The organism is Streptosporangium sp. NPDC000396, assembly GCF_042898655.1.
Classification (GTDB): Bacteria; Actinomycetota; Actinomycetes; order Streptosporangiales; family Streptosporangiaceae; genus Streptosporangium.
In genome coordinates this window covers 400,900-420,099 of sequence record NZ_JBIAZA010000001.1, presented here as the reverse complement: position 1 = coordinate 420,099, position 19,200 = coordinate 400,900, and the positions used below count along the sequence as shown (strand labels likewise).

Here is a 19,200-nt window from a genome sequence, read left to right as displayed (position 1 = left end):
CACCGCCGTCCGATCTCGGCGGTGACCTCCCTGACGCTCCACCGCGCCCGAGACCTCGGGCTCAGTCCGGACCGGCGTCCTTGAACCCGGCCACGACGCGGGTCGCGGGGTGAACCCCCGCGACCCGCGTGGACGGCCGCCGCCGGGGCCGGTCAGATCCGGCGCAGGGCCTCGGCCAGGCTGGACAGGCCCACCGGGCCGAGCTCCAGGGCGGCGGTGTGCCAGCGGCGCAGGTCGAAGTCCGCGCCCAGGCGCTGCTTGGCCTCGTCGCGGGCGGCCAGCCAGGCACGCTCGCCGAGCTTGTAGGAAGGAGCCTGGCCCGCCCAGCCGAAGTAGCGGACCACCTCGGCGTGGACCCGGTGCGGCTCGCAGCGGCCCCGGTCGCGCAGCACCTCGCATGCCTTGTCGAAGGTCCACTTCGAACCGTCGGGGAGCGGCAGGTCCAGGTGGACGCCGATGTCGATGACCACCCGGGCGGCACGCAGCGCCGACCCGGCGAGCATGCCCAGCCGGGTGCCCGGCTCGGTGAACCAGCCCAGCTCGTCGGCCAGCCGCTCGGAGTACAGTGCCCAGCCCTCGCCGTGCCCGCTCACCCAGGAGTTCTTGCCGAACCGCGACAGCTCCTCCCCGGCCACCCGGGTCGCGCCGAGCTGCAGGTGGTGGCCGGGAACGCCCTCGTGGAAGACCGTGGTCAGCTCGTTCCAGACCTCGAACCGGTCCCGGCCGTCGCCGACCGGCCACCAGGTGCGGCCCGGGCGGGACAGGTCCTCGCTCGGCGAGGTGTAGTAGGCCGCGCCCGAGGTCGAACCCAGGGCCAGCGTGACGTCCACCCGGCGCAGCGGCTCGGCGATGTCGAAGTGGGTGCCGTGGAGCTGCTCGATCGCCCAGTCGTGGCGCTCCTGCAGCCAGCCTCGGTAGGCGTCCCGTCCCTCGACGTATTGGGTCTCGTTGAGGATCGCGGTCGCCTCCTCCACCGAGGCGCCCGGCCGTACCCGCTCCGCCTCGGCGGCCAGCTCGGCCTCGATGCGGGCCAGCTCGGCCCAGCCCCACTCGTAGGCTTCCGTCAGGTCGATGTCGGCGCCCAGGTTGAGCCGGGCGGCCACCGCGTAGCGCTCGGCTCCGACCGCGTCGACCTCGGTCGCCCGGGGCGCGTATTCCTCCCTCAGGTAGCGGGTGACCTCGGCGTAGGCGGCGTGCGCGGCCGCGGCGCCCTTGACCAGCTCCTCGCGCACCGGGCCGTCGCCGTAGCTCGCCACGAACGCGTCGTGCGTGCCGTCGCCGGCGAAGAGCCCGGTCTGCACGGCCAGTTCCAGCGCCTGGCGCCGGGGCGCCGACAGGCCCTGGGCGAGGCCGGCCGAAAGGCTGGCCCGCCAGCCGTCCAGCATCCGGGGGATGGCCGCGAGCCGGGCCGCCACGTTGCGCCAGTCGTCGTCGGTGGCGTGCGGCAGCAGGTCCACGCTGTCACGCAGGTCGGTGATCAGCCCGAACGGCGCCTGCACCGCGCGGAGCGGCTCGCCGATCTCGTACCAGGCGAGCTCGGCCGAAAGCCGCTCCCGAAGGTGCGCCGCGGCCCGCACATCCGCTTCACCCTGCGGTTCGAGCGGCTCGAGCTTGGCGAGGGTCTCGCTGATCAGGGCGGCCCGGGCGGCGTTGCCGTCCGGGCTGTAGTCGGTGGCCGCGGCGAACTCGGCGTCGATGCCGCTCATTCCGGCGCCGACGGGGTCGAGCGCCGCCGAGCGGGAGACATATTCATCGCAAAGAGCGAAGATCGGGCTGTCCATCCCGGCACTTTAACCGACCTGACCCGGGGGGACATCTATGAGTTGACCCTCCCGGTCACGAGGGTTCGCCGCGGGGCCGGACGGCGGCCGGCCCCGCGGTCGGCGGGGCGGTGGCCGCTCCCGCTTTCCGGCCCGCCGGGTACGGGGTCACCGCTTCCAGAACGGGCGCCGCTTCCTGGGCCTGCTCAGGGTTTCCAGGGTGTGCACGGCCAGCTGCCACAGCGTGTCCACGTCCGCCGGGGCTTCGCACGATGTGAGGTCCTTCGCCAGGGCCGCAAGCTCCGCGTGACCGCCGTGGAGCGCGGCCAGCGCCGCCAGGCGGTTGCCGAGGTCGACCAGGTAGCGGAGCCGGTCGGCGACCCGCAGGGACGCGGCGGCGCGCAGCCGCCGGAGCTCCTCGGCCAGCTGCGCCCGGAACGCGTCCAGCGGCTCCTCCTGAGGCGCGGGACCCCTCTGCTGTTCCTGCTCCATCCAGTCGAGGGCCTCGCCCCCGCCGGAGTGCGGCGCGCCCCCGCCAGGGGCGAAGCCGGGCGCGGCCATCCGGGGCTTGGGCGCCGCCGGGGGCGCGGGCATGGCGCCCGGCGCCGGCGGGGGCGCCGACATGGCGGCGGACGCGGACATCCAGCTCATCGCCATCGGCGCGGCCGCGACGGCCGGTGCCTCCCAGCCGCTCGGGAGCTCCACCGGCTGGATCACCCTGTGCTCCGGGCCGCCCTCGGCGACCACCCGGGTGTCGGCCGCGACGAACGCGGTGAACCGGCAGAGCACGCCGTACCTCAGGGAGGTCGCGACGATCTCCTCCTCCAGGGAGTGGTCGCCGGCGGCGTAGCGGTCCTCCAGCTCGCGCAGCCGGGCCCGCGCCCAGACGGACCGCACGGCGGGGTTGTCCACGCGTGCCCCCGCGACCCGCCGCTCCCACGGGCGCTCGGCGGCGTCCAGGCCGCCCAGGACCACGGACCCCGCGGCGTCGCCCCGGTAGCGGCCGTGCACCGTCAGCGGCACGCCCGGATAGATCGCGCCGAGACGCCCGGTCGCGCCGGAGACGAGGCCGAGCCCGTCACCCTTGAGCGACAGGTCGGTGACCAGGGGCGCGCCGATCCTGCGGTGGATGTTCTCCATCGCCTCGTCCAGCTGGTCCTCCGACTCGACCAGCTCGCACCGGCCCTTGCCGAACCCGGTGAGCCGGCTCAGGAAACCCGCGTTGACCGCCCGGTCGATGCCCACCGTGTGCACCCGCACCCCGGCCAGCCGGGTGCCGAGCCGGTCCAGGATCTGGTCCTCGTTGCCGACCTGCCCATCGGTGACCAGCACCAGCACCCGGTCCCTGGACCGGTCGCCCAGGAGCGCGACCGCCTGCTCCAGCGGCTGGAGCATCTCGGTGCCGCCGCGGGCCTCCAGCCGGGACAGGTGCTCCACCGCCCGGTAGCGGTTGCGGTCGGAGGCCTCCACCAGGCCCTCGCCGAGCCGCTCGGGACGTTCCACCACGGTGTCGAAGGAGAGCACGGCGAACCGGTCACCGGCGGTCAGCGTGTCGACGATGCGGGCGGACGCGCGCCGGGCGGCGACCATCTTCCAGCCGTCCATGCTGCCCGACCGGTCGAGCACCAGTACGACGTCCTTGGGAGCGGCCGTGGTCGGCGCCTCCTCCGGGACGACGGTCAGCGCGAACGTGCCCTCCTCTCCCTCGCCGTCGGGAACCAGCGAGAGCGAGGTGGAGGCGTCGAACACCAGACGCAGGATGAAGTCGCGGTCCAGGCGCTCGCCCGGCTGGAGCTGCACCGTGTTCCCCTCCCGCAGGACCGTGTGCAGGCTGGAGCGGACCTCGCGCAGATTCAGACCGGCGGCGTCGATCGTGGCCGCGAGCGAGAGCCGCACCGGGTTGGGGAAGCCGGGCAGCAGCACGGGCGGGGTGATGCGGGAGGCGTCCGGGACCGCGTCGGTGTCCGGGGCCCAGCCGTCGCCGGCCCGCTCGCCGTCGAGCGGGGCGCCGGGGATGTAGCGGGGGGCGACGACGAGCGGGAAGCGGAAGGTCGCCGCGCCGTCCTCGTAGGGGAGCGGCTGGTCGAGGGCGAGGTGTACGGTGACCCGCTCGCCCGGCACGATGTTGCCGACCCTGATGGTGAAGACGTCCGGCCGGTCCTCCTCGGCGATCGCGGCCCGCCGGCCCTCGGCGATCGCCTGGTCGTAGTCGGCCCTGGCCTGGCCGCGCTCCTTGAGCACCCCCTCGATGACCCGCCCGGCGGCCTCCATCCGGAAGGCGGTCACGGCGGCCCGGTCGGGCAGCGGGAAGACGTAGGTCGCCTCAAGCGCCACATCGTGCGGGTTGCGGAAACCCTGGACCATCTCGACCCCGGCGATCAGCCCGGTCACGGTGGCGGTCACGTCCACGCTCTCCAGCGGCAGGTTGCCGCGTTCGGTGCGGAGCGTGCCCAGTCCGGCGTCCGGGACCGGCTCGCACTGCTCCGGTCCGAGCGTTGTGATCGTAATCATGACTGATTCCCTTCCGGAGGAGCGAGGTCGTGCTCGCGGAGAACCGAGAGCAGTGCCGTGGACGCGGCGGCGATCGCGGCCAGGTCGCCGGGTGACGGGGCGCGACCGCCGCCGTCGAGCAGCAGCGTCACGCCGGTCGCCAGCCGTACACCGTGGACGATCGCGGCAGGTGGGGCAGACGGGGTAGGTGAAGCAAGTGGGGTAGACGTCGCAGGTGGTGGGGCCCCGGCCGCCGGTGTGTCGTGGCGCGGCGGTGCGACGGGGTGGGGGGCCTGCGGTTGTGACGGGGCCGGTGCTGAGGGCGGGGCTGAGGTCGGCGCGGGGGGCAGCGCCGAGGGCGGGGCTGAGGTCGGCGCGGCCCAGAACCGCGGGCGCGCGGTCCTGGGCGCGTCCGCCTCGGCTGGGATATCCGGGATGTGCTCGGCCGGGATCTCCGGGGCGCGCTCGGCCGGGATCTCCGGGACACGGGCGATCGACTCCAGAGTCTGGTCGGTGGCTCCGGCCAGCTCGGCCTGGATCTCGGCGATGGTCCGGCCCTCGGCCTGGCGCCGCTTGACGGCGATGAGCTGCAGCAGGTGGCGCCTGCCGTACATGGCGACGCGACCGCGGCGGGCCGACGGCGGGTCGAGCAGGCCGATCGTGGAATACCACCGGATGAGGCGCTCGTTGGGCACGTCTCTCACCCGCCCGTTGAGCTGGGCGGTGGGAGCCAGCACCGCGGAGGCCTGCTCCGCCAGTTCGCCGATGGTCCATTCCATACCCCGATAGTGACACTGTAATTATGACAGTGTCAATGTAGAAAAGTGCCGGCGATGGGGTGGGGGAAGGTGCCTCGGGGGTAGAGGCGTTGAAATACGAAGGAGATTGATGCCGAAATAGGGGAGATGCGCCTTATGTCCGCAATCACTAGTTCGCTCAAGCCCGAAGACAAGAAAGTCGTCGCCGCCGTGCTCCAGGGGGCGCTCGTCGACCTCATCGATCTGGCGCTCCTGTCCAAGCAGGCCCACTGGAACGTGATCGGCCACCACTTCCGCTCGCTGCACCTGCAGCTCGACGAGATCGTCGCGGCGGCCAGGGAGCACGCCGACACCGTCGCCGAGCGCGCGGTCGCCCTCGGATGCAACCCCGACGGCCGGTCGTCCACGCTCGCGAGCACCACCGAGGTGCCGCAACTGGAGGCGGGCTACATCAACGACGGCAAGGTCGTCGCCGCCATGACGGACATCCTCTCGTCCATCATCGGCCGGATGCGCGAGCGTGTCGCCGCCACCGACGAGCCCGACCCGGTGACCCAGGACATCCTCATCGAGATCACGCAGGACCTGGAGAAGCACCACTGGATGATGGAGGCCCAGCGCTAGCCGCCGCGGCACGGGCGCCTCGGTCCGCGCGGCCCGGGGCGCCTCCTTTGTATGCTGCCCAGCGTGTCAGATATCAACGTGTCCGAGCATTTCGACCCGCTCGCGTGGACTGAAGTCAAGGGCTTCAACTTCACCGACATCACCTACCACATCTCCTCGGAGAGCCGGCAGGGCAAGCGCATCGTACGGATCGCATTCGACCGGCCGGAGGTGCGCAACGCCTTCCGCCCGCACACGGTCGACGAGCTGTACAGAGCGCTCGACCACGCGCGGATGAGCTCCGACGTGGGCTGCGTGCTGCTCACCGGGAACGGCCCTTCCCCCAAGGATGGCGGCTGGGCCTTCTGCTCCGGCGGCGACCAACGTATCCGCGGACGCTCGGGATACCAGTACGCCAGCGGCGAGACCTCCGACACCATCGATCCGGCGCGAGCGGGCCGCCTGCACATCCTCGAGGTGCAGCGCCTGATCCGCACCATGCCGAAAGTCGTCATCGCGGTCGTGCCCGGCTGGGCCGCCGGCGGCGGTCACTCTCTGCACGTGGTGTGCGATCTGACACTGGCCTCCCGGGAGCACGCTCGGTTCAAGCAGACCGACGCCGACGTGGGCAGCTTCGACGCGGGCTACGGCTCGGCCTACCTGGCACGCATGACCGGCCAGAAGTTCGCCCGGGAGATCTTCTTCCTCGGCGAGGAGTACACCGCCGACCAGATGCACGCCATGGGCGCCGTCAACCGCGTCGTGCCGCACGCGGAGCTGGAGGCCGTCGCCCTGGAATGGGGCTGGAAGATCGTCGGCAAGTCGCCCACCGCGCAGCGGATGCTGAAGTTCGCCTTCAACATGGTCGACGACGGTCTGATGGGCCAGCAGGTCTTCGCCGGCGAGACCACGCGCCTGGCCTACATGACCGAGGAGGCCATCGAGGGACGGGACGCGTTCCTGGAGAAGCGTGCCCCCGACTGGTCCAAGCACCTGTATTTCTACTGAGTCCACGCCAAGTTCGAGGAGGGCGATGTTCTGACGGTCTGCGAGGGGCATCCTTCGAGGCGGCTGGTCATGTGGCCCCCTCTCCGAGCCAGACGAGGTCGGAGCGAAGCCGTCGCGCGGCGCTGAAGGGACTCCTCCACAGACCGAACCCGTGGCCGTTCGGCCCGACGGTCGTCGTCGTGCCGCCTGGCAGTTCCAGCCCGTAGGCGCCACCACCTCCGTGACGGCCTCCTCGTCCTCCTCGAACTCCTGGACCAGCGCGAACACCCGCGGCAGCTCGCCGATCAAGGCGTATGCGTGCTTATGTGCGCGCTCCAGTTCCGCATCTTGGGGGTGGCGAACAACGGCGGCTTCGGTCCCTTCCGGGTGCAGGGGGTGGAGGGTGAACGATTGGTCGGAGCAAGGGTCGTGCTCCATGTCGAGTACTCCTTTTCCGAGCTTGGGGCCTGGGGGTGTGATCGGAAGGGTGAGTTCACCCGAAGTCGATCTCGTTGCGCTTTCAATCGATTGCTGAGCGTAACCGTCGATGCTTTGATTAGCGTGACACCTGATCTGCTGTAGCGCAAGCTTGCATGATGAGCTAATTGAGGTCTGCGTGACTTGCATTCTTGTTGACGACGAAGTTGCTCGGATGGGTGTGAGGGAGAAAAGGTGCGATGGGCGCAAAACGGGGACCGACACTGCGTGCGCAATGGCTCGGCAGGCAGCTTCGGGAACTACGTGAATCAGCCAAGCTGACTCTCAAGCAGGCCGGGGATTATCTACAGCGTGACGCTGCCACCATCAGCCGGCTGGAGGTCGGCATCGTGCCGGCGAGGGTTGCTGACGTGCTGGCGCTGCTGAACCTGTACGGGGTCGATGATCAAAAGATTCGCGATGGGATGGAACGGCTTAGTCGCGACGTGTGGCAGAAGGGTTGGTGGGGCGGCTACGCTGCCGAAGCCCTCGGCGGAATGCTCGATCACGCCTGGCTGGAGGCAAGGGCGCAGGAGATCCGTTCCTACGACGCGATGGTCATTCCCGGACTTTTTCAGACCAGGGAATACTCCGTGGCGGTCATCACGGCAGCGGGTGATGCGGATGTTCCTCCGGAGCGGATCGAGCGCTGGGTGGAGTTTCGGATGGCTCGACAGCGGGTGCTTGACTCCGACGCGGGTCCGACCGTGGAAGTCATTCTCGACGAAGCCGTGCTTCACCGCGCGATCGGAGATGGGGAGGTGATGGGCGCGCAACTGAAACACCTTATTGAGGTTGCGAAACGTCCGAATGTGACTGTCCGAGTCCTGCCGTTCAGTGCCGGAGCTCATGCCAGTCCGGAGGGATCTTTCACCATCTTCGACATGCCGGAGCCGTATCCCGACGTAGCCTATGTGGAGACTCGAGGGGGCACCGTCTACATGGAGGCAGAAGGTGCCGAGGGCTTCGTGCGCGCGTACGATTCCATCCGAAGTGCCGCATTTACTCCGGATGTGTCTGCGAGATTCATTCGGAACGCGGTCGGCCGGATCGAGCGAGTGAGGCGGAGGCGCGCGATGGCTCCCGATGGAGAGTTGGCTGGCGTCGCCTGGCGTATTAGCACGAGAAGCGCTAATGGTGGCGGACAGTGTGTCGAGGCGGGACCGCTGGTCGACGGCAGCGGTCGCGTCGCCGTACGGCACAGCCGTCGCCCTGACGACATGGTGATCATCTATACCAGGGCCGAATGGGAGGCGTTTATCGGCGGCGTCAAGGACGGCGAGTTCGATTTTTCTGTCGAGTAGCGGCAACTTCCTGTTCGGCCCCTGACGCCTTTCCTGAAAGATGGGTGCCAGGTCCGTGGCGGGCCTGGAAGAGATGGTAGGTCTCGCAAGCCGTCAGGCGAGGCGGTGCCTTCGCTGTTCAGCTCGGGTGTGTCCACAATTAGGATCATTCCGACTTCGGGAGGACTGATCTTGCGTATCGCCGTCTACCTGGCCCATCCGCGGCCGAACAGCTTCAACCACGCCCTCTTCGGCGCTGTCGTCGACGAACTGCGCTCGCGGGGATGCGACGTCGTGCCACACGATCTCTACGCCGAGGGTTTCGACCCGGCGCTGTCGGCCACCGAGACCGAGACGGTCCAGGACGCGCAGGCCGCCGCCGAAGCGCAGGTGGAACTGCACCGCGAAGAGGTCACCGGCCTCGACGCCATGATCTTCATCCACCCGAACTGGTGGGGCATGCCCCCGGCCGTCCTCGCCGGCTGGGTGCAGCGGGTGCTCGTTCCCGGTGTCGCCTACAAGCTCGGCACCGCCGACGGCGCGCCGGTCGGCCTCCTCAAGGCCGGACGCGCGCTGGTGCTGAACACCTCCGACACGCCCGAGGAGCGCGAGCGCGACGAGTTCGGCGACCCGCTGCAGCGCATCTGGGCGGCCTGCGTCCTGCCGTACATCGGCGTCACCGACGTCCGCCGCGTCGTCTTCCGCACCGTCACCGACTCCACCGACGAGGAACGGGCCGCGTGGCTCCGCCAGGCGCGCGAACAGGCCGCCTCACTCATCGCCTGACCAGCCGCCGCAGACACCACGCGATCCGGCGGATGAGGGCGATGGCTGGGCTGGGCGGGGATCCGGCGTTCAATCGTGACGCTGGCCGCTTGGGGTGAGCCCTGCCCCTTTTCCCGGGGACCCGGCCTGTGGTACACGGGAGCTTTCTTCGTCTTGGCGGTCTATGCAGGAAATCCTTCTGAGGCGTCCGGTTGCGTGGCATTCTCTGTGAGCCAGACGAGGTCGGAGCGAAGCCTCCGCGCGGCACTGTTGGGACTCCTCCATAGACCGAACCCGTGGCCGTTCGGCCCGACGGTCGTCGTTGTGCCACCTGGCAGTTCCAGTCCGTAGGCCACCACCTCTGTGGCGGTTTCCCCGTTGTCGCCTTCCTGGACCAGGGCGAACACGCGAGGTAGCTCACCGATCAAGGCAGCCGTACCCTCACACCCATGCTCCGTCCCCGGGTCATGCGGGTAACGCTCGTTGAAGATCGGGTCGTGGGGTATGGGCGCCTGACCGGAGCCAGAGTGGTGTTCCACGTTGAGCACTCCTTTGCTGCTGGCATGTGCGAGAGTTCGGCGAACCAATCCCGGTCGCTTTCGATGCGCCATGTTTTCGAGCGGTTGTCGAAGTGACGGTGGATGCTGGCGGTGTGTTTCCTGGTGCCGGGCCCTTGATGTTCGAGCCTTGATTGATGCGCCGCCAGGTAGGGCCTTTCTTTCGATATGGGTACGTTGCTCTCCCTGTTCCTCTCCGGTTGGCAGCTCTATAGTGTTCTAGAGCACTAGTGAAGTCAACGGCTGATTTAGAGTGCACTAGAGCAGGGGATCTCATGATGGCTGACAGCCCGCAGGCGATGGCTCCGTACAGACGGATCGCCGCGCAGATCAGAGCCAGGATCGAAAGAGGAGAAATCCGGCCGGGCGATCGCATCCCATCGGTGCGCGAGATCATGCGTGACGAAGGGGTGTCCACCGCGACCGCCACCCGGGTCGCGGCGGTGCTGAGAGCGGAAGGTTATGCGGAGTCGGTCCCAGGGATCGGAACGATCGCCAGCCTTCCGAAGAAGCTGACGACGGGGCCTGATCGCCTTCAACTGCTGCGAGCGACCGGGAGCGGCTACCGTCCGAGCGAGCGAGCTGAGATTTTGAGTGCTGAACTCGTTTCAGCGCCCGAGGAAATCGCCGATGCGCTGGGGGTCGAAGAAGGGGCCTCCGTTATCCGGCGTCGCCGCGCGTACTACGACGATGGAGGTGTCGTCGCGCTATCCACGTCGTGGCTTCCGGGCGAACTGGCAGAGGCGGCGCCCGAACTCCTGATCGCGGAGCCCTTGCCCGCGATGACTTTCGGTCTGGTCGAAGACAGGACTGGTCGGCGAGTTGTTCGGCGCCGCGACATTGTCGCTATCAAGCCAGTCCCAGAGGACGTCTCCCCGGTTCTCGGTGTGGAGAACGGGCTACCGGCGCTCACCATGACGAACTGCTACTGGGATCAACATGGCGATGTGACCGAGTATGCCGTGGACTTTCTTGGTCCTGGTCGCGAACTCTCGGCTGACCACGCCCTGGATTAGGGCCTGTTCCGGGTTCGGATCTTTAGACGGGGTGGAGGCTGCGGATCCATGAAGGTTATGCCGCCCGGGTCAGGCCCCGGAAGCGGGCCTCCCACGCTTGCCGTACTTGGATCGGTAGGTAGAGGCGGGGCCAGACGCGCGTGAGCACCTGGGAGTTCAGGTGGGTCCGCAGGTCGTCGAGGGTGGCGGCCTCGCGTATGACGCGCTCGTACATGAGCCCGAGCTGAGCGTCGTCCGATAGGTCGTAGACACGCTGCTCGGACCAGTCAAGGTGAGCGGGCAGCTCCACGACACCGGTGACCGGTCCGGCCAGCTCGCTCAGGTCCATGGGGACGAGGTACACATGGCGGCTGGCGTAGTGCGACCTGGCGTTCACCTCTCCAGTCTGCCCGTTCGGCTTGGCTTTTGCACCACGACCGGCAGATCAACGGCATCGGTTCCTCGGGGGAGAGCGACCTGTCCGAGCGGTTCGATCTTCTGGTGTACGGCGGGCTACTCCGGGGGAGCGCCGTCCACCTTCTCGCAGGCGCTGACCACGTGACCGTAGTAGAGCTCCCGCGCGCTGTCGCCTATGTGATTCTCGACCGTGAGCGCGTAATTACGGATGGGGACGGCCACGTTGACCTCGGTCGTCTTGTCAGCCACGGCGCGGAGCTTCCGCGCCAGCCGGCTGCCGGCGGACCTCATCGCCGGGTCCTTCTCGAAGGTTTCCTCGTCGAACGACGGGTGGTCCTGATAGAACGCCTCGATCGTCTGGAGTGCCTCATCGCAGACCGCCGCGGCCTTGGCGGTCTCTGTCTCCCCGAACGGCCCTGTCCCCCCGAACGGCCACTTCACCAGGACACCGATCATGGCCAAGATCAAAACTCCCCCGGCGACCAGCGGAAACGCTCCGGACTTCGGTCGCTTCGGCTCGGCGGCCTTGGTGTCGGAGACGGGCCCGAGGCGGTCGATTCGAGTGGCCTTCACCGTGGGCGCCCTCACCGTGGGAGCCTTCGGCGCCTCGACGGGCGCCTTCACCGTGGGTGCCTTCGACGCGTCGATCAGGGCCAGCGCCTCCCGGATGGCCGGGCGCCTGTCCGGGTCCTTGTCCAACAGCCCCGTGATCAGCGGCGCGAGCCGTCCCGCGCGCACGGGCGGCGCGGCCTCCTCGAACAGGACCGCGGTCAGGCAGCCGGTGGGTGTGTCGCGACGGAACGGTGAGACTCCCTCGACGGCCTGGTACAGCGTCACTCCCAGCGAGAACAGATCGCTGGCCGCGAGCCCATCGGTGCCGCGTGCCCGCTCCGGGGCCATGTACTCCATCGAGCCGACGACCGCCCCGGTGACGGTCAGGGCGGTGTCCGCGTGGTGGAACGCGATGCCGAAGTCGGCGAGCAGAACCTCCCCGCTCTTGCTGATCATGATGTTGGCCGGTTTGACGTCACGATGCACGATTTCCGCGTCGTGCGCCGCGCCGAGCGCTCGCAACAGCTTCGCGGCGACGTTCGCGGTCTCCTCGACCGACAGCGGTCCGTGCGCGTCGAGCTGCTCCTGTAACGAGCAGCCGTCGATCAGCTGCATCACGATCCAGGGGAGGCCGTTCTCGACGACGACGTCGTGCACCCCGACGATGTTCGGATGGTCGCGCAGCCGGGCGGCATTGCGTGCCTCACGCGCGGCTCTGGCCAGCCGCTCTGCCTGCTCGGCCTCGGCCATCACCGGGGGCAGCCATAACTCCTTGGCGGCGACGTCGATGCTCAGGGTCTCGTCATGAGCCTTCCAGACCCTTCCGAATCCCCCTGATCCGAGTTCGGAGACCAGTCGGTAGCGGCCGCCGATCAGCTTGCCCGGTCGCGTGCCCTGTGCCACGGTCACACCCCTGCCTCGATGCGGACCCAATCCAGGACGCGCGGTTTTCGATCACGTCTTGAACCTCGTCACTGTACCTATTTCTGCCCAGCTCAGGCGCGGAAGCGCGGCGAGGGCGCCGCTGCCCGTCCGGCTCGGTTTCAGAGGAGGTGACGGGCGAGGCCGGCGATGGGGTGGGGGAAGGACAGCAGGTTTCGCAGGGCGTCCAGGTGGGCGATGTCGTGGTCCTCCGGACCGGCCAGCCCTGTTTCGCGGACGGCCTGTTCCCAGGCGCTGTCGTCGCCCGCGGTCTCTTCCAGCCTCTGGAGCACGGTCGTCCCCTCGATCTCCCTGACCAGCGGCGACAGCAGGTGCGGCCAGTAGCTGGTCAGGGCCGCGAGTTTGGCCACCTCGCCGTCCGAGGCGGGCGCCGCCCCGGCGAGGGCGCGCCGATAGGTGAGGAACGAGTAGAACCGGAAGACGTTCACGTAACGCTTGATCTCGCGAGGATTGAAGAACGCCAGGGCAGGGAGCACGAACTCGATCGCCCGGTAGGCGTTCTCGTCGCTGTAGAGATCGTCGAAGACCCGGTCGGCCGCCTCGCGCGTCGCCGAGGCCAGGCCGCCGATCGTGTCCCGGCCCTCGACGCCCAGGGCCTCCTGGGCCCTCTTCGCCGCCTCGTCCAGGTTCCCGACAGTCGGCCGCAGCGCCCAGATCGCGTCCTCCAGGCGGCTGACCAGAGCCGGGTTCGACGGCTCCACCGGTCCTGACCTGGGTACGGCGAGCGGCACGTCAACCGGTGTACGCGGCGGAGCCGAAGCCCCGCGTGGCGGAGGCAGGGCCCCGTCTGGCCGAGGTCCGGTCTCGTGCGGCGGCGGCCCGGCCTTGGGCGGCCGGGATTCGGCGGTCCCGGTGGTTCCGGTGGTTCCGGCGGTCCTGGTGGTTCCGGTGGTTCCGGTGGTTCCGGCGGTCCTGGTGGTTCCGGTGGTTCCGGTGGTCCCGACAGTTCCGGCGGTCCCGGCGGTCTCGGGAGTGTCGGGGGTTTCGGGCATGCCCAGCAACGCCCGCACGAAGCCGGGCAGCCGGTCGGCATCGTCCAGCAGCGGTACGCTCAGCGGCAACTGCACGATCTTCTCCAGGAACCGCCAGCCCAGCCCGGACCGCCCGTCGTCAGGCAGTGTCTCCACCAGCTCCCGGTAGGCGGCCTCCACATGCGCGACGACGACCTCCGGCTCCATGGCCAGCACGAACACGCAGTTCGGGAACTCCCCGGCGAGGAACAGGTTGATCGCCTCGATGACCTGCGCCACCGTCCCCGGTGAACACCGGTCCAGGTCGTCCACGAACACCACCAGGGGCCGCTCCTCGGTGGCGATCAGGTTGAGCACCTGCCGCATGTCGGTCTGCACCAGGTGCAGGAAGCCGGTTCTGGACCGGTAACCCGGGTTGCTCGTCACCTCGGCGACGAGTCCGTCGGCCGCGCCGGAGGCGAGCAGGTCGGGCTGGCGGACCAGGCCGTGGAAAGCGGTGTCCGCCGACTCCCCGAAGAACCTCGCCAGCCGTACGGCGCCCGCCCCCACCACGGCCACGGAGCCGGCCGAGCCGACGGCGGCGGCCGCGTTCTGCAGGAACGCGCCGAACGTGGGCAGCAGCGCGGCGGCGACGAGGAGGGCGCCGGTGAGGAGCAGGGTGGCGATCAGGCTGAGGGCCACCGGGGCCAGGCGGGTCATCGCCAGGTGGTAGGCGCGCTGGCGCACCGCCTCCCGGTCGATCCTGGACAGGTTGAGCTCCAGCCAGAACCGTTCCCGTTCCGCGCGGGGCAGCCGCCGGGTGACCTGGCTGATGATCTCGTGGGCGAGTCCGGCCCAGACCTGCTCGCCGTTCTGGTACATCCACGGGTTGAACCACACCGTCGGCCGCCAGTCCGCCCGCCGCAGGGGAAGGACGCCCGGTTCCGCGTGCCCCGCGCTCTCGCCGCGCCGCCGTCTGGCCCTGGCCAGCAGTTCCGCGTTGGTGAGGGTCTTCTCCATGCGGGAGCCGGGCAGGTGGATCTCGGCGGGGCGGTCTCCGGCGGCTCCGGGGTCCAGCAGGTCCTGGATCATCCGCATCAGAGAGGTCTTGCCCGCGCCCCACGGTCCCTTGATGCCGATCGTGAGCGGGGGCCGGGTCTCGGGGTGGCGGACGAAGGCGGCGACGGCCTCGGCGTAGACCCGGTGCCCGAGCTGGTCCTCGGTGGTCCACCGGTCGGCGGTGAGCCTGGCCCGAGGCTGTACGGCGCGCAGCCCGGCCCGCAGGCGGCGCAGCACCGCGGAGGTCTGGGCGCTTTCCGCCGGCGACAGCCGTGAGTAGCCGAAGGCGCGCACGTCCGGGTGGACGAACGTGGTCGTCTCGCCGAGCAGCCCCCAGTGCCTGAGCTCGGTGGCGTCGCCGAGGATCTCGTCGATCGGCTCGCCGTCCTCGAGAAGAGAGGCCTTGCGCAGCAGTTCCCTGGCCGGCTCGCTCAGGTGGAGCTCGTAGATCCGCCGGACGATCTCGGTGCCCGAGGCCGGGAGCGCGGGGTCGCCGAGCCGGGCCAGCAGGTGCGCGAAGGCGGGATGGAGCGGGGCGGGCAGCTCCCGGGCCCGGGTCAGGGCGACGTCCGCGGCGGGGCCGTAGGAGATCAGGATGGGAGTGCGGGCGGCGGAGACGGTCGTGTAATGGCGGAGCGCGTAGGCGTGCAGGTCGCCGACGGTGATCACCCCGTCGCCGTCCAGGTCGGCGGCCCGGGTCGCCAGGCCTTCGGCGAGGACGCCGGTCAGGCTGTGCGCGGGGCCGGGGACCGCCTCGTCGAGCCGCAGGGTCAGGGTGAGAGCGGCTGCGGCCATCCGGGGCTCTCCCGCCACGGCCAGCCGCCTGACCGGTTCGGCGGAGTCGTCCATGGCGCTCCACCCGAAATCCATGATCAGCAGCACGGCGGCGGCCAGGGATTCGCCCACCTGCCGGCCGAACGCGCCGATCATCGATCCGAGCTGTCCGGAGGTCCAGCCGTTGTCGCCGGGCAGCCGGATCACCAGCAGGTCCCGTTCCCGCGCCGATCGCAGGAACTCCCACACCCGCTCGCCGTCGGCCTGCGCGCCCTCGCTGCGCGAGGAGTCGACGGTGAAACCCTCGGCGCGCAGCGCGCTCGCCAGGTGCTCGTCCGGCCGGACGGCGGACCGCCCGCCGGGCGAGGACTCGAAGGGCCGGTCGGGGGAGGAAACCGGCGATGAGTCGAGGAAGACCAGGGCTCTGCGAGTGCCCACCCTGAGGGCGGTTTCGAAGATCGGATTCGCGAACGCGAGTCCCTCGCTCAACGGTGCTCCCGGCGCCTGACGACGATGTAGATCCCACTCTGGACGCACGGACGCCCGCGAATGGCGATCCTGGCGATAGAACGACCTGTTTTGGGAAACGCTTGCTCTTCGGTTTCCACAAAGTTTGTATCGGAGAAGTCATCCCGTTCATGTGAGTTCGATCGACTTGCCCCGTACCCGTGAAGGCAACGAGGAGGCGTCATGCTTCGCCGTACATTGGTGCGCACCGGAGGCCTGGCCGTCGGGGCGGCCTTGTCCGGATCACTCTGGCAGGAGGCCGCCGCCGCGCGCGCCACCAGGTCGCGTGCCGGTGGCCCGTACGGCCCGCCTGGAGCGCCCGACGCCAACGGGGTCGCGCTGCCGGCCGGGTTCACCAGCAGGATCGTCGCCCGCACCGGCCTGCGGGTCGGCAGGGCGCTCTGGCATCCGGCGCCGGACGGCGGCGCGTGCTTCCCGGACGGCGACGGCTGGATCTACGTCTCCAACTCGGAGATCCCACTGCTCGGCGGCGTGACGGCGATCAGGTTCGGGGCCGACGGCGCCATCCGGGACGCCTACCGGGTTCTGTCGGGCACCAACCTCAACTGCGCGGGCGGCCGCACCCCCTGGAACACCTGGCTGTCGTGCGAGGAGATCCTGCGCGGACGGGTCTTCGAGTGCGATCCGTACGGCTCGCGCCCCGCGATGCCGCGCCTGGCCATGGGCAGGTTCAAGCACGAGGCCGCCGCCTGCGACCCTGACCGGCAGGTCGTCTACCTGACCGAGGACGAGCCGGACGGCTGCTTCTACCGGTTCCGGCCGGCCCACTGGGGTGACCTGACGTCAGGCCTGCTGGAGGTGCTCTGCGCCTCGTCCGACACCGGGGCGGTGACCTGGCAGCGGGTGCCCAACCCGGCCGCGCTGCTGGAGGCCACCCGCCACCAGGTGGCCGCGGCCAAGCACTTCGCCGGGGGAGAGGGGTGCCACTACTCGGGCGGCGTCTGCTTCTTCACCACCAAGGGTGACAACCGGGTGTGGGGCTACGACGCCGAGAACGAGCGCCTGGAGATCGTCTACGACGCCGACACCCCGCTGAACGGTGTGGACAACATCACCGGCACCCCCGGCGGTGATCTGTACGTCGCCGAGGACGGCGGTGACATGGAGATCAACCTGATCACCCCCGACCGGACGGTCACGCCGTTCCTCCAGGTCGTCGGCCACCCCAAGTCGGAGATCACCGGTCCCGCCTTCTCCCCGGACGGCAGCCGCCTCTACTTCTCCTCCCAGCGCGGTGCCCGTGGTGACATCGGTGGGACCGACGGTGTCACCTACGAGGTGGCCGGCCCGTTCCGCCGGTGGACGTGACCCGCCTGACGGCGATCTACACGCGGGTGGGGCCGGGCCGCTCGGCTTCACCCCGACCGGCACCCTTGATCCCAGGATTCCGATCCTGATGTTCTGCGCCGCCTCCACACCCGCCTGGGCCTGTCGGACTGACTACAGCTCCCTGGCCCAGATCTCCTCGACGATCCCGTCGGTCGCCTGCTCCTCGACCAGTTCGAAGCCCGCCGCCCGGTAGATCCGCCGGGCCCCGGTCAGCACGTCCCTGGTCCACAGCACGATCCGCCGATAGCCTGCGGCCTTGGCGAAGTGCAGGCATTCTTCGACGAGCCGTCCGCCGATTCCCATGCCCCGGGCGGACGGCTCGACCAAGAGCATCCGGAGCTGGGCCGTCTCATCGTCTTTTCGCACGCAGAAGACGCACCCGACCCGCTCGCCGTCCACCTCGGCGATCCATCCGGTCTCACGCCGGGGGTCGTGGTTGTCGGCGTAGTCGGCCACGATCCTGGCCACCAGCGCCTCGAAGTCCTGGCCCCAGCCGTACTCCTGGCTGTAGAGCACGCCGTGCCGGTGCACCACCCAGCCGAGATCTCCCGGGCGGGGCGGGCGGATGACGTACGGCTCGGCCCTCGGGGCACGGGTGAGGATCTCCTGGATCGTCGCCATGCTTGAGACCAGCCGCTGCCGGTCCTCCTCGGTCACCCCCTCCAGCAGGCCCCGGACCTGCTTCGCCGAGCGCTCGTCGAGGGTCGCGAACGTGGCCCTGCCCGCTTCGGTCAGGCCAATGACCTGCCGTCGCGCGTCGGCGGCGGACCGCTCGCGCACGACCAGCCCGTCGGTCTCGAAGCGCCCCAGCATCCTGCTGAGGTATCCGGCGTCGAGCCCGAGCAGTCGCCGCAGCTCGCCGGCCTCCATGCGGTCCCGCCGGCTCAGCTCGAACAGCACCCTCACCTCGGTGAGGGAGTAGGGGGTGTCCAGGATGCCCTGGTGAAGCACGCCGATGACCTCGGTGTAGAAGCGGTTGAACGCGCGAACCTCCGCGACATGGTTCTCCATATCTGACAGAATCAACTATTTCATTGACTTAGTCAAAGAAAAGCGGCCGGTGGCGTGCCGTACATGGGTGACCCGGGCGCCGGAGAGATCCGCCATCGTGCCGCCGCCCTGACGCCAAGAACCGCCCCGATGCCAAGAACCGCCCAAGTCCCACGCGGCGGGTCTGTCACGAGGTCATGCTGCTGGATATGCTCCGAGCGTCCACGCATCTGGCGATCACGCTGCTGACAACCTCGGCGATGGTCGTCGGATGGGCCGTCACCGCCGACCTGTCCTTGCTGGAACCCTCTTTCGGTCTTCCTCCCGTCGCCGCCGGGAACGCCAGGGCGGGCGACCGCGGCGCCGAGCACGAGATCGAAGGCTTCGCCGATCGGGTGAGCGTGCTGCCGGGGGAGGGGTTCCGGCTGTTCGTCTCGACCACCGCCGACCGCTACACCGTCAGGGCCTTCCGGATGGGCTGGTACGGCGGAGCCGGGGCCAGGAAGGTCTGGGAGTCGGCCGGCCTGCCCGGTATCAGGCAGTCGCCGCCGGAGACGGTCGCCGCGACCCGCACGGTCACCTCCCATTGGGAGCCGGGCCCGCGGGTGGACACCTCCGGCTGGCCCGAAGGCTCCTACCTGATCCTGCTGGACGCCGCCACCGGAGGCCGGCGCTACATCCCCATCACGGTCGGATCCGTGACGGGGCCGGGGGCCTGACCTCTCCGGGCCCCGGCGAGTGACGACCGGCCGGCGCGGTGCGGCAGGCGGCCGTCGTGACCTGCCCGGATCTTTCCCGAAGGGATGTTCCACCCGGCCGGGTCCGGGAAAGGTAGTGAGCGGACTCCCGTATCCCGGGAGCCGATTCGCCCGTCCTCGGTCACGAGAGCGGGGTGACCCAGTCGTTCCAGCATCGATGGGCGAGAACCGACATATGAGGACTCCGTCGATTTGGTCTAGACCATTGGCCGTGTCGGCGGGCAGA

Annotated in this window: 14 protein-coding genes; 7 read left to right on the top strand and 7 right to left on the bottom strand. The window is 69.6% G+C overall.

Annotated elements, in window-relative coordinates; translation table 11 throughout:
* Positions 1-152: 152 nt before the first annotated feature.
* The 3 genes from ACFY2X_RS01850 to ACFY2X_RS01840 form a co-directional block, all read right to left on the bottom strand.
* Entirely contained in the window at positions 153-1,781 is a 1,629-nt protein-coding gene (locus tag ACFY2X_RS01850; RefSeq protein WP_389931020.1) for a DUF885 domain-containing protein, read from the bottom strand.
* A 147-nt stretch (positions 1,782-1,928) separates the two neighbouring features.
* On the bottom strand, positions 1,929-4,271 hold the full coding sequence (locus tag ACFY2X_RS01845; protein ID WP_389931017.1) for a VIT domain-containing protein: 2,343 nt from the start codon (positions 4,269-4,271) through the stop codon (positions 1,929-1,931).
* Positions 4,268-5,029 (bottom strand): MerR family transcriptional regulator, encoded by a 762-nt coding sequence (locus tag ACFY2X_RS01840; protein ID WP_389931014.1) that lies wholly within the window; start codon positions 5,027-5,029, stop codon positions 4,268-4,270. The genes ACFY2X_RS01845 and ACFY2X_RS01840 overlap by 4 nt, the downstream gene beginning before the upstream one ends.
* Positions 5,030-5,164: 135 nt before the next feature.
* Here ACFY2X_RS01840 and ACFY2X_RS01835 point away from each other — a divergent pair, with 135 nt between their 5' ends.
* The 5 genes from ACFY2X_RS01835 to ACFY2X_RS01815 all read left to right on the top strand — a co-directional run bounded on the left by ACFY2X_RS01835 (position 5,165) and on the right by ACFY2X_RS01815 (position 10,696).
* Positions 5,165-5,632, top strand: a complete 468-nt coding sequence (locus ACFY2X_RS01835; RefSeq protein WP_389931011.1) for a Dps family protein — start codon at positions 5,165-5,167, stop codon at positions 5,630-5,632.
* Between the two features lie 63 nt (positions 5,633-5,695).
* On the top strand, positions 5,696-6,619 hold the full coding sequence (locus tag ACFY2X_RS01830) for a 1,4-dihydroxy-2-naphthoyl-CoA synthase (protein ID WP_389931009.1): 924 nt from the start codon (positions 5,696-5,698) through the stop codon (positions 6,617-6,619).
* Between the two features lie 656 nt (positions 6,620-7,275).
* Positions 7,276-8,379, top strand: a complete 1,104-nt coding sequence (locus ACFY2X_RS01825) for a Scr1 family TA system antitoxin-like transcriptional regulator (RefSeq protein ID WP_389931007.1) — start codon at positions 7,276-7,278, stop codon at positions 8,377-8,379.
* A gap of 171 nt (positions 8,380-8,550) precedes the next feature.
* On the top strand, positions 8,551-9,144 hold the full coding sequence (locus ACFY2X_RS01820; protein WP_389931005.1) for an NAD(P)H-dependent oxidoreductase: 594 nt from the start codon (positions 8,551-8,553) through the stop codon (positions 9,142-9,144).
* Between the two features lie 811 nt (positions 9,145-9,955).
* Entirely contained in the window at positions 9,956-10,696 is a 741-nt protein-coding gene (locus ACFY2X_RS01815; protein WP_389931003.1) for a GntR family transcriptional regulator, read from the top strand.
* A 55-nt stretch (positions 10,697-10,751) separates the two neighbouring features.
* On the opposite strand, the gene ACFY2X_RS01810 is transcribed toward ACFY2X_RS01815, so the two are convergent.
* The 3 genes from ACFY2X_RS01810 to ACFY2X_RS01800 form a co-directional block, all read right to left on the bottom strand.
* The gene (locus ACFY2X_RS01810) at positions 10,752-11,072 is read right to left on the bottom strand and encodes a hypothetical protein (RefSeq protein ID WP_389931001.1); all 321 of its coding nucleotides are present in this window, start codon (positions 11,070-11,072) and stop codon (positions 10,752-10,754) included.
* Between the two features lie 116 nt (positions 11,073-11,188).
* A complete protein-coding gene (locus ACFY2X_RS01805; protein ID WP_389930999.1) occupies positions 11,189-12,547 on the bottom strand; it encodes a serine/threonine-protein kinase in 1,359 nt (452 codons plus the stop codon).
* 140 nt (positions 12,548-12,687) lie between these two features.
* A complete protein-coding gene (locus ACFY2X_RS01800; protein ID WP_389930997.1) occupies positions 12,688-15,858 on the bottom strand; it encodes a P-loop NTPase fold protein in 3,171 nt (1,056 codons plus the stop codon).
* Between the two features lie 201 nt (positions 15,859-16,059).
* Here ACFY2X_RS01800 and ACFY2X_RS01795 point away from each other — a divergent pair, with 201 nt between their 5' ends.
* On the top strand, positions 16,060-17,205 hold the full coding sequence (locus ACFY2X_RS01795) for an alkaline phosphatase PhoX (protein WP_389930994.1): 1,146 nt from the start codon (positions 16,060-16,062) through the stop codon (positions 17,203-17,205).
* Between the two features lie 132 nt (positions 17,206-17,337).
* Here the strand turns inward: ACFY2X_RS01795 and ACFY2X_RS01790 are convergent, their stop codons facing one another.
* Positions 17,338-18,237 (bottom strand): GNAT family N-acetyltransferase, encoded by a 900-nt coding sequence (locus tag ACFY2X_RS01790; RefSeq protein WP_389930991.1) that lies wholly within the window; start codon positions 18,235-18,237, stop codon positions 17,338-17,340.
* A gap of 188 nt (positions 18,238-18,425) precedes the next feature.
* Between ACFY2X_RS01790 and ACFY2X_RS01785 the strand changes: the two genes are divergently transcribed.
* Positions 18,426-18,935, top strand: a complete 510-nt coding sequence (locus tag ACFY2X_RS01785) for a N,N-dimethylformamidase beta subunit family domain-containing protein (RefSeq protein WP_389930988.1) — start codon at positions 18,426-18,428, stop codon at positions 18,933-18,935.
* The last annotated feature ends 265 nt before the right edge of the window (positions 18,936-19,200 follow it).

Excerpts from the sequence above, each read along its gene's own strand:
- ACFY2X_RS01790 (WP_389930991.1), bottom strand. The coding sequence starts at position 18,237 with ATGGAGAACCATGTCGCGGAGGTTCGCGCGTTCAACCGCTTCTACACC.
- ACFY2X_RS01840 (WP_389931014.1), bottom strand. The coding sequence starts at position 5,029 with ATGGAATGGACCATCGGCGAACTGGCGGAGCAGGCCTCCGCGGTGCTG.
- ACFY2X_RS01825 (WP_389931007.1), top strand. The coding sequence starts at position 7,276 with ATGGGCGCAAAACGGGGACCGACACTGCGTGCGCAATGGCTCGGCAGG.
- ACFY2X_RS01850 (WP_389931020.1), bottom strand. The coding sequence starts at position 1,781 with ATGGACAGCCCGATCTTCGCTCTTTGCGATGAATATGTCTCCCGCTCG.
- ACFY2X_RS01845 (WP_389931017.1), bottom strand. The coding sequence starts at position 4,271 with ATGATTACGATCACAACGCTCGGACCGGAGCAGTGCGAGCCGGTCCCG.
- ACFY2X_RS01815 (WP_389931003.1), top strand. The coding sequence starts at position 9,956 with ATGATGGCTGACAGCCCGCAGGCGATGGCTCCGTACAGACGGATCGCC.
- ACFY2X_RS01795 (WP_389930994.1), top strand. The coding sequence starts at position 16,060 with ATGCTTCGCCGTACATTGGTGCGCACCGGAGGCCTGGCCGTCGGGGCG.
- ACFY2X_RS01785 (WP_389930988.1), top strand. The coding sequence starts at position 18,426 with ATGCTCCGAGCGTCCACGCATCTGGCGATCACGCTGCTGACAACCTCG.
- ACFY2X_RS01835 (WP_389931011.1), top strand. The coding sequence starts at position 5,165 with ATGTCCGCAATCACTAGTTCGCTCAAGCCCGAAGACAAGAAAGTCGTC.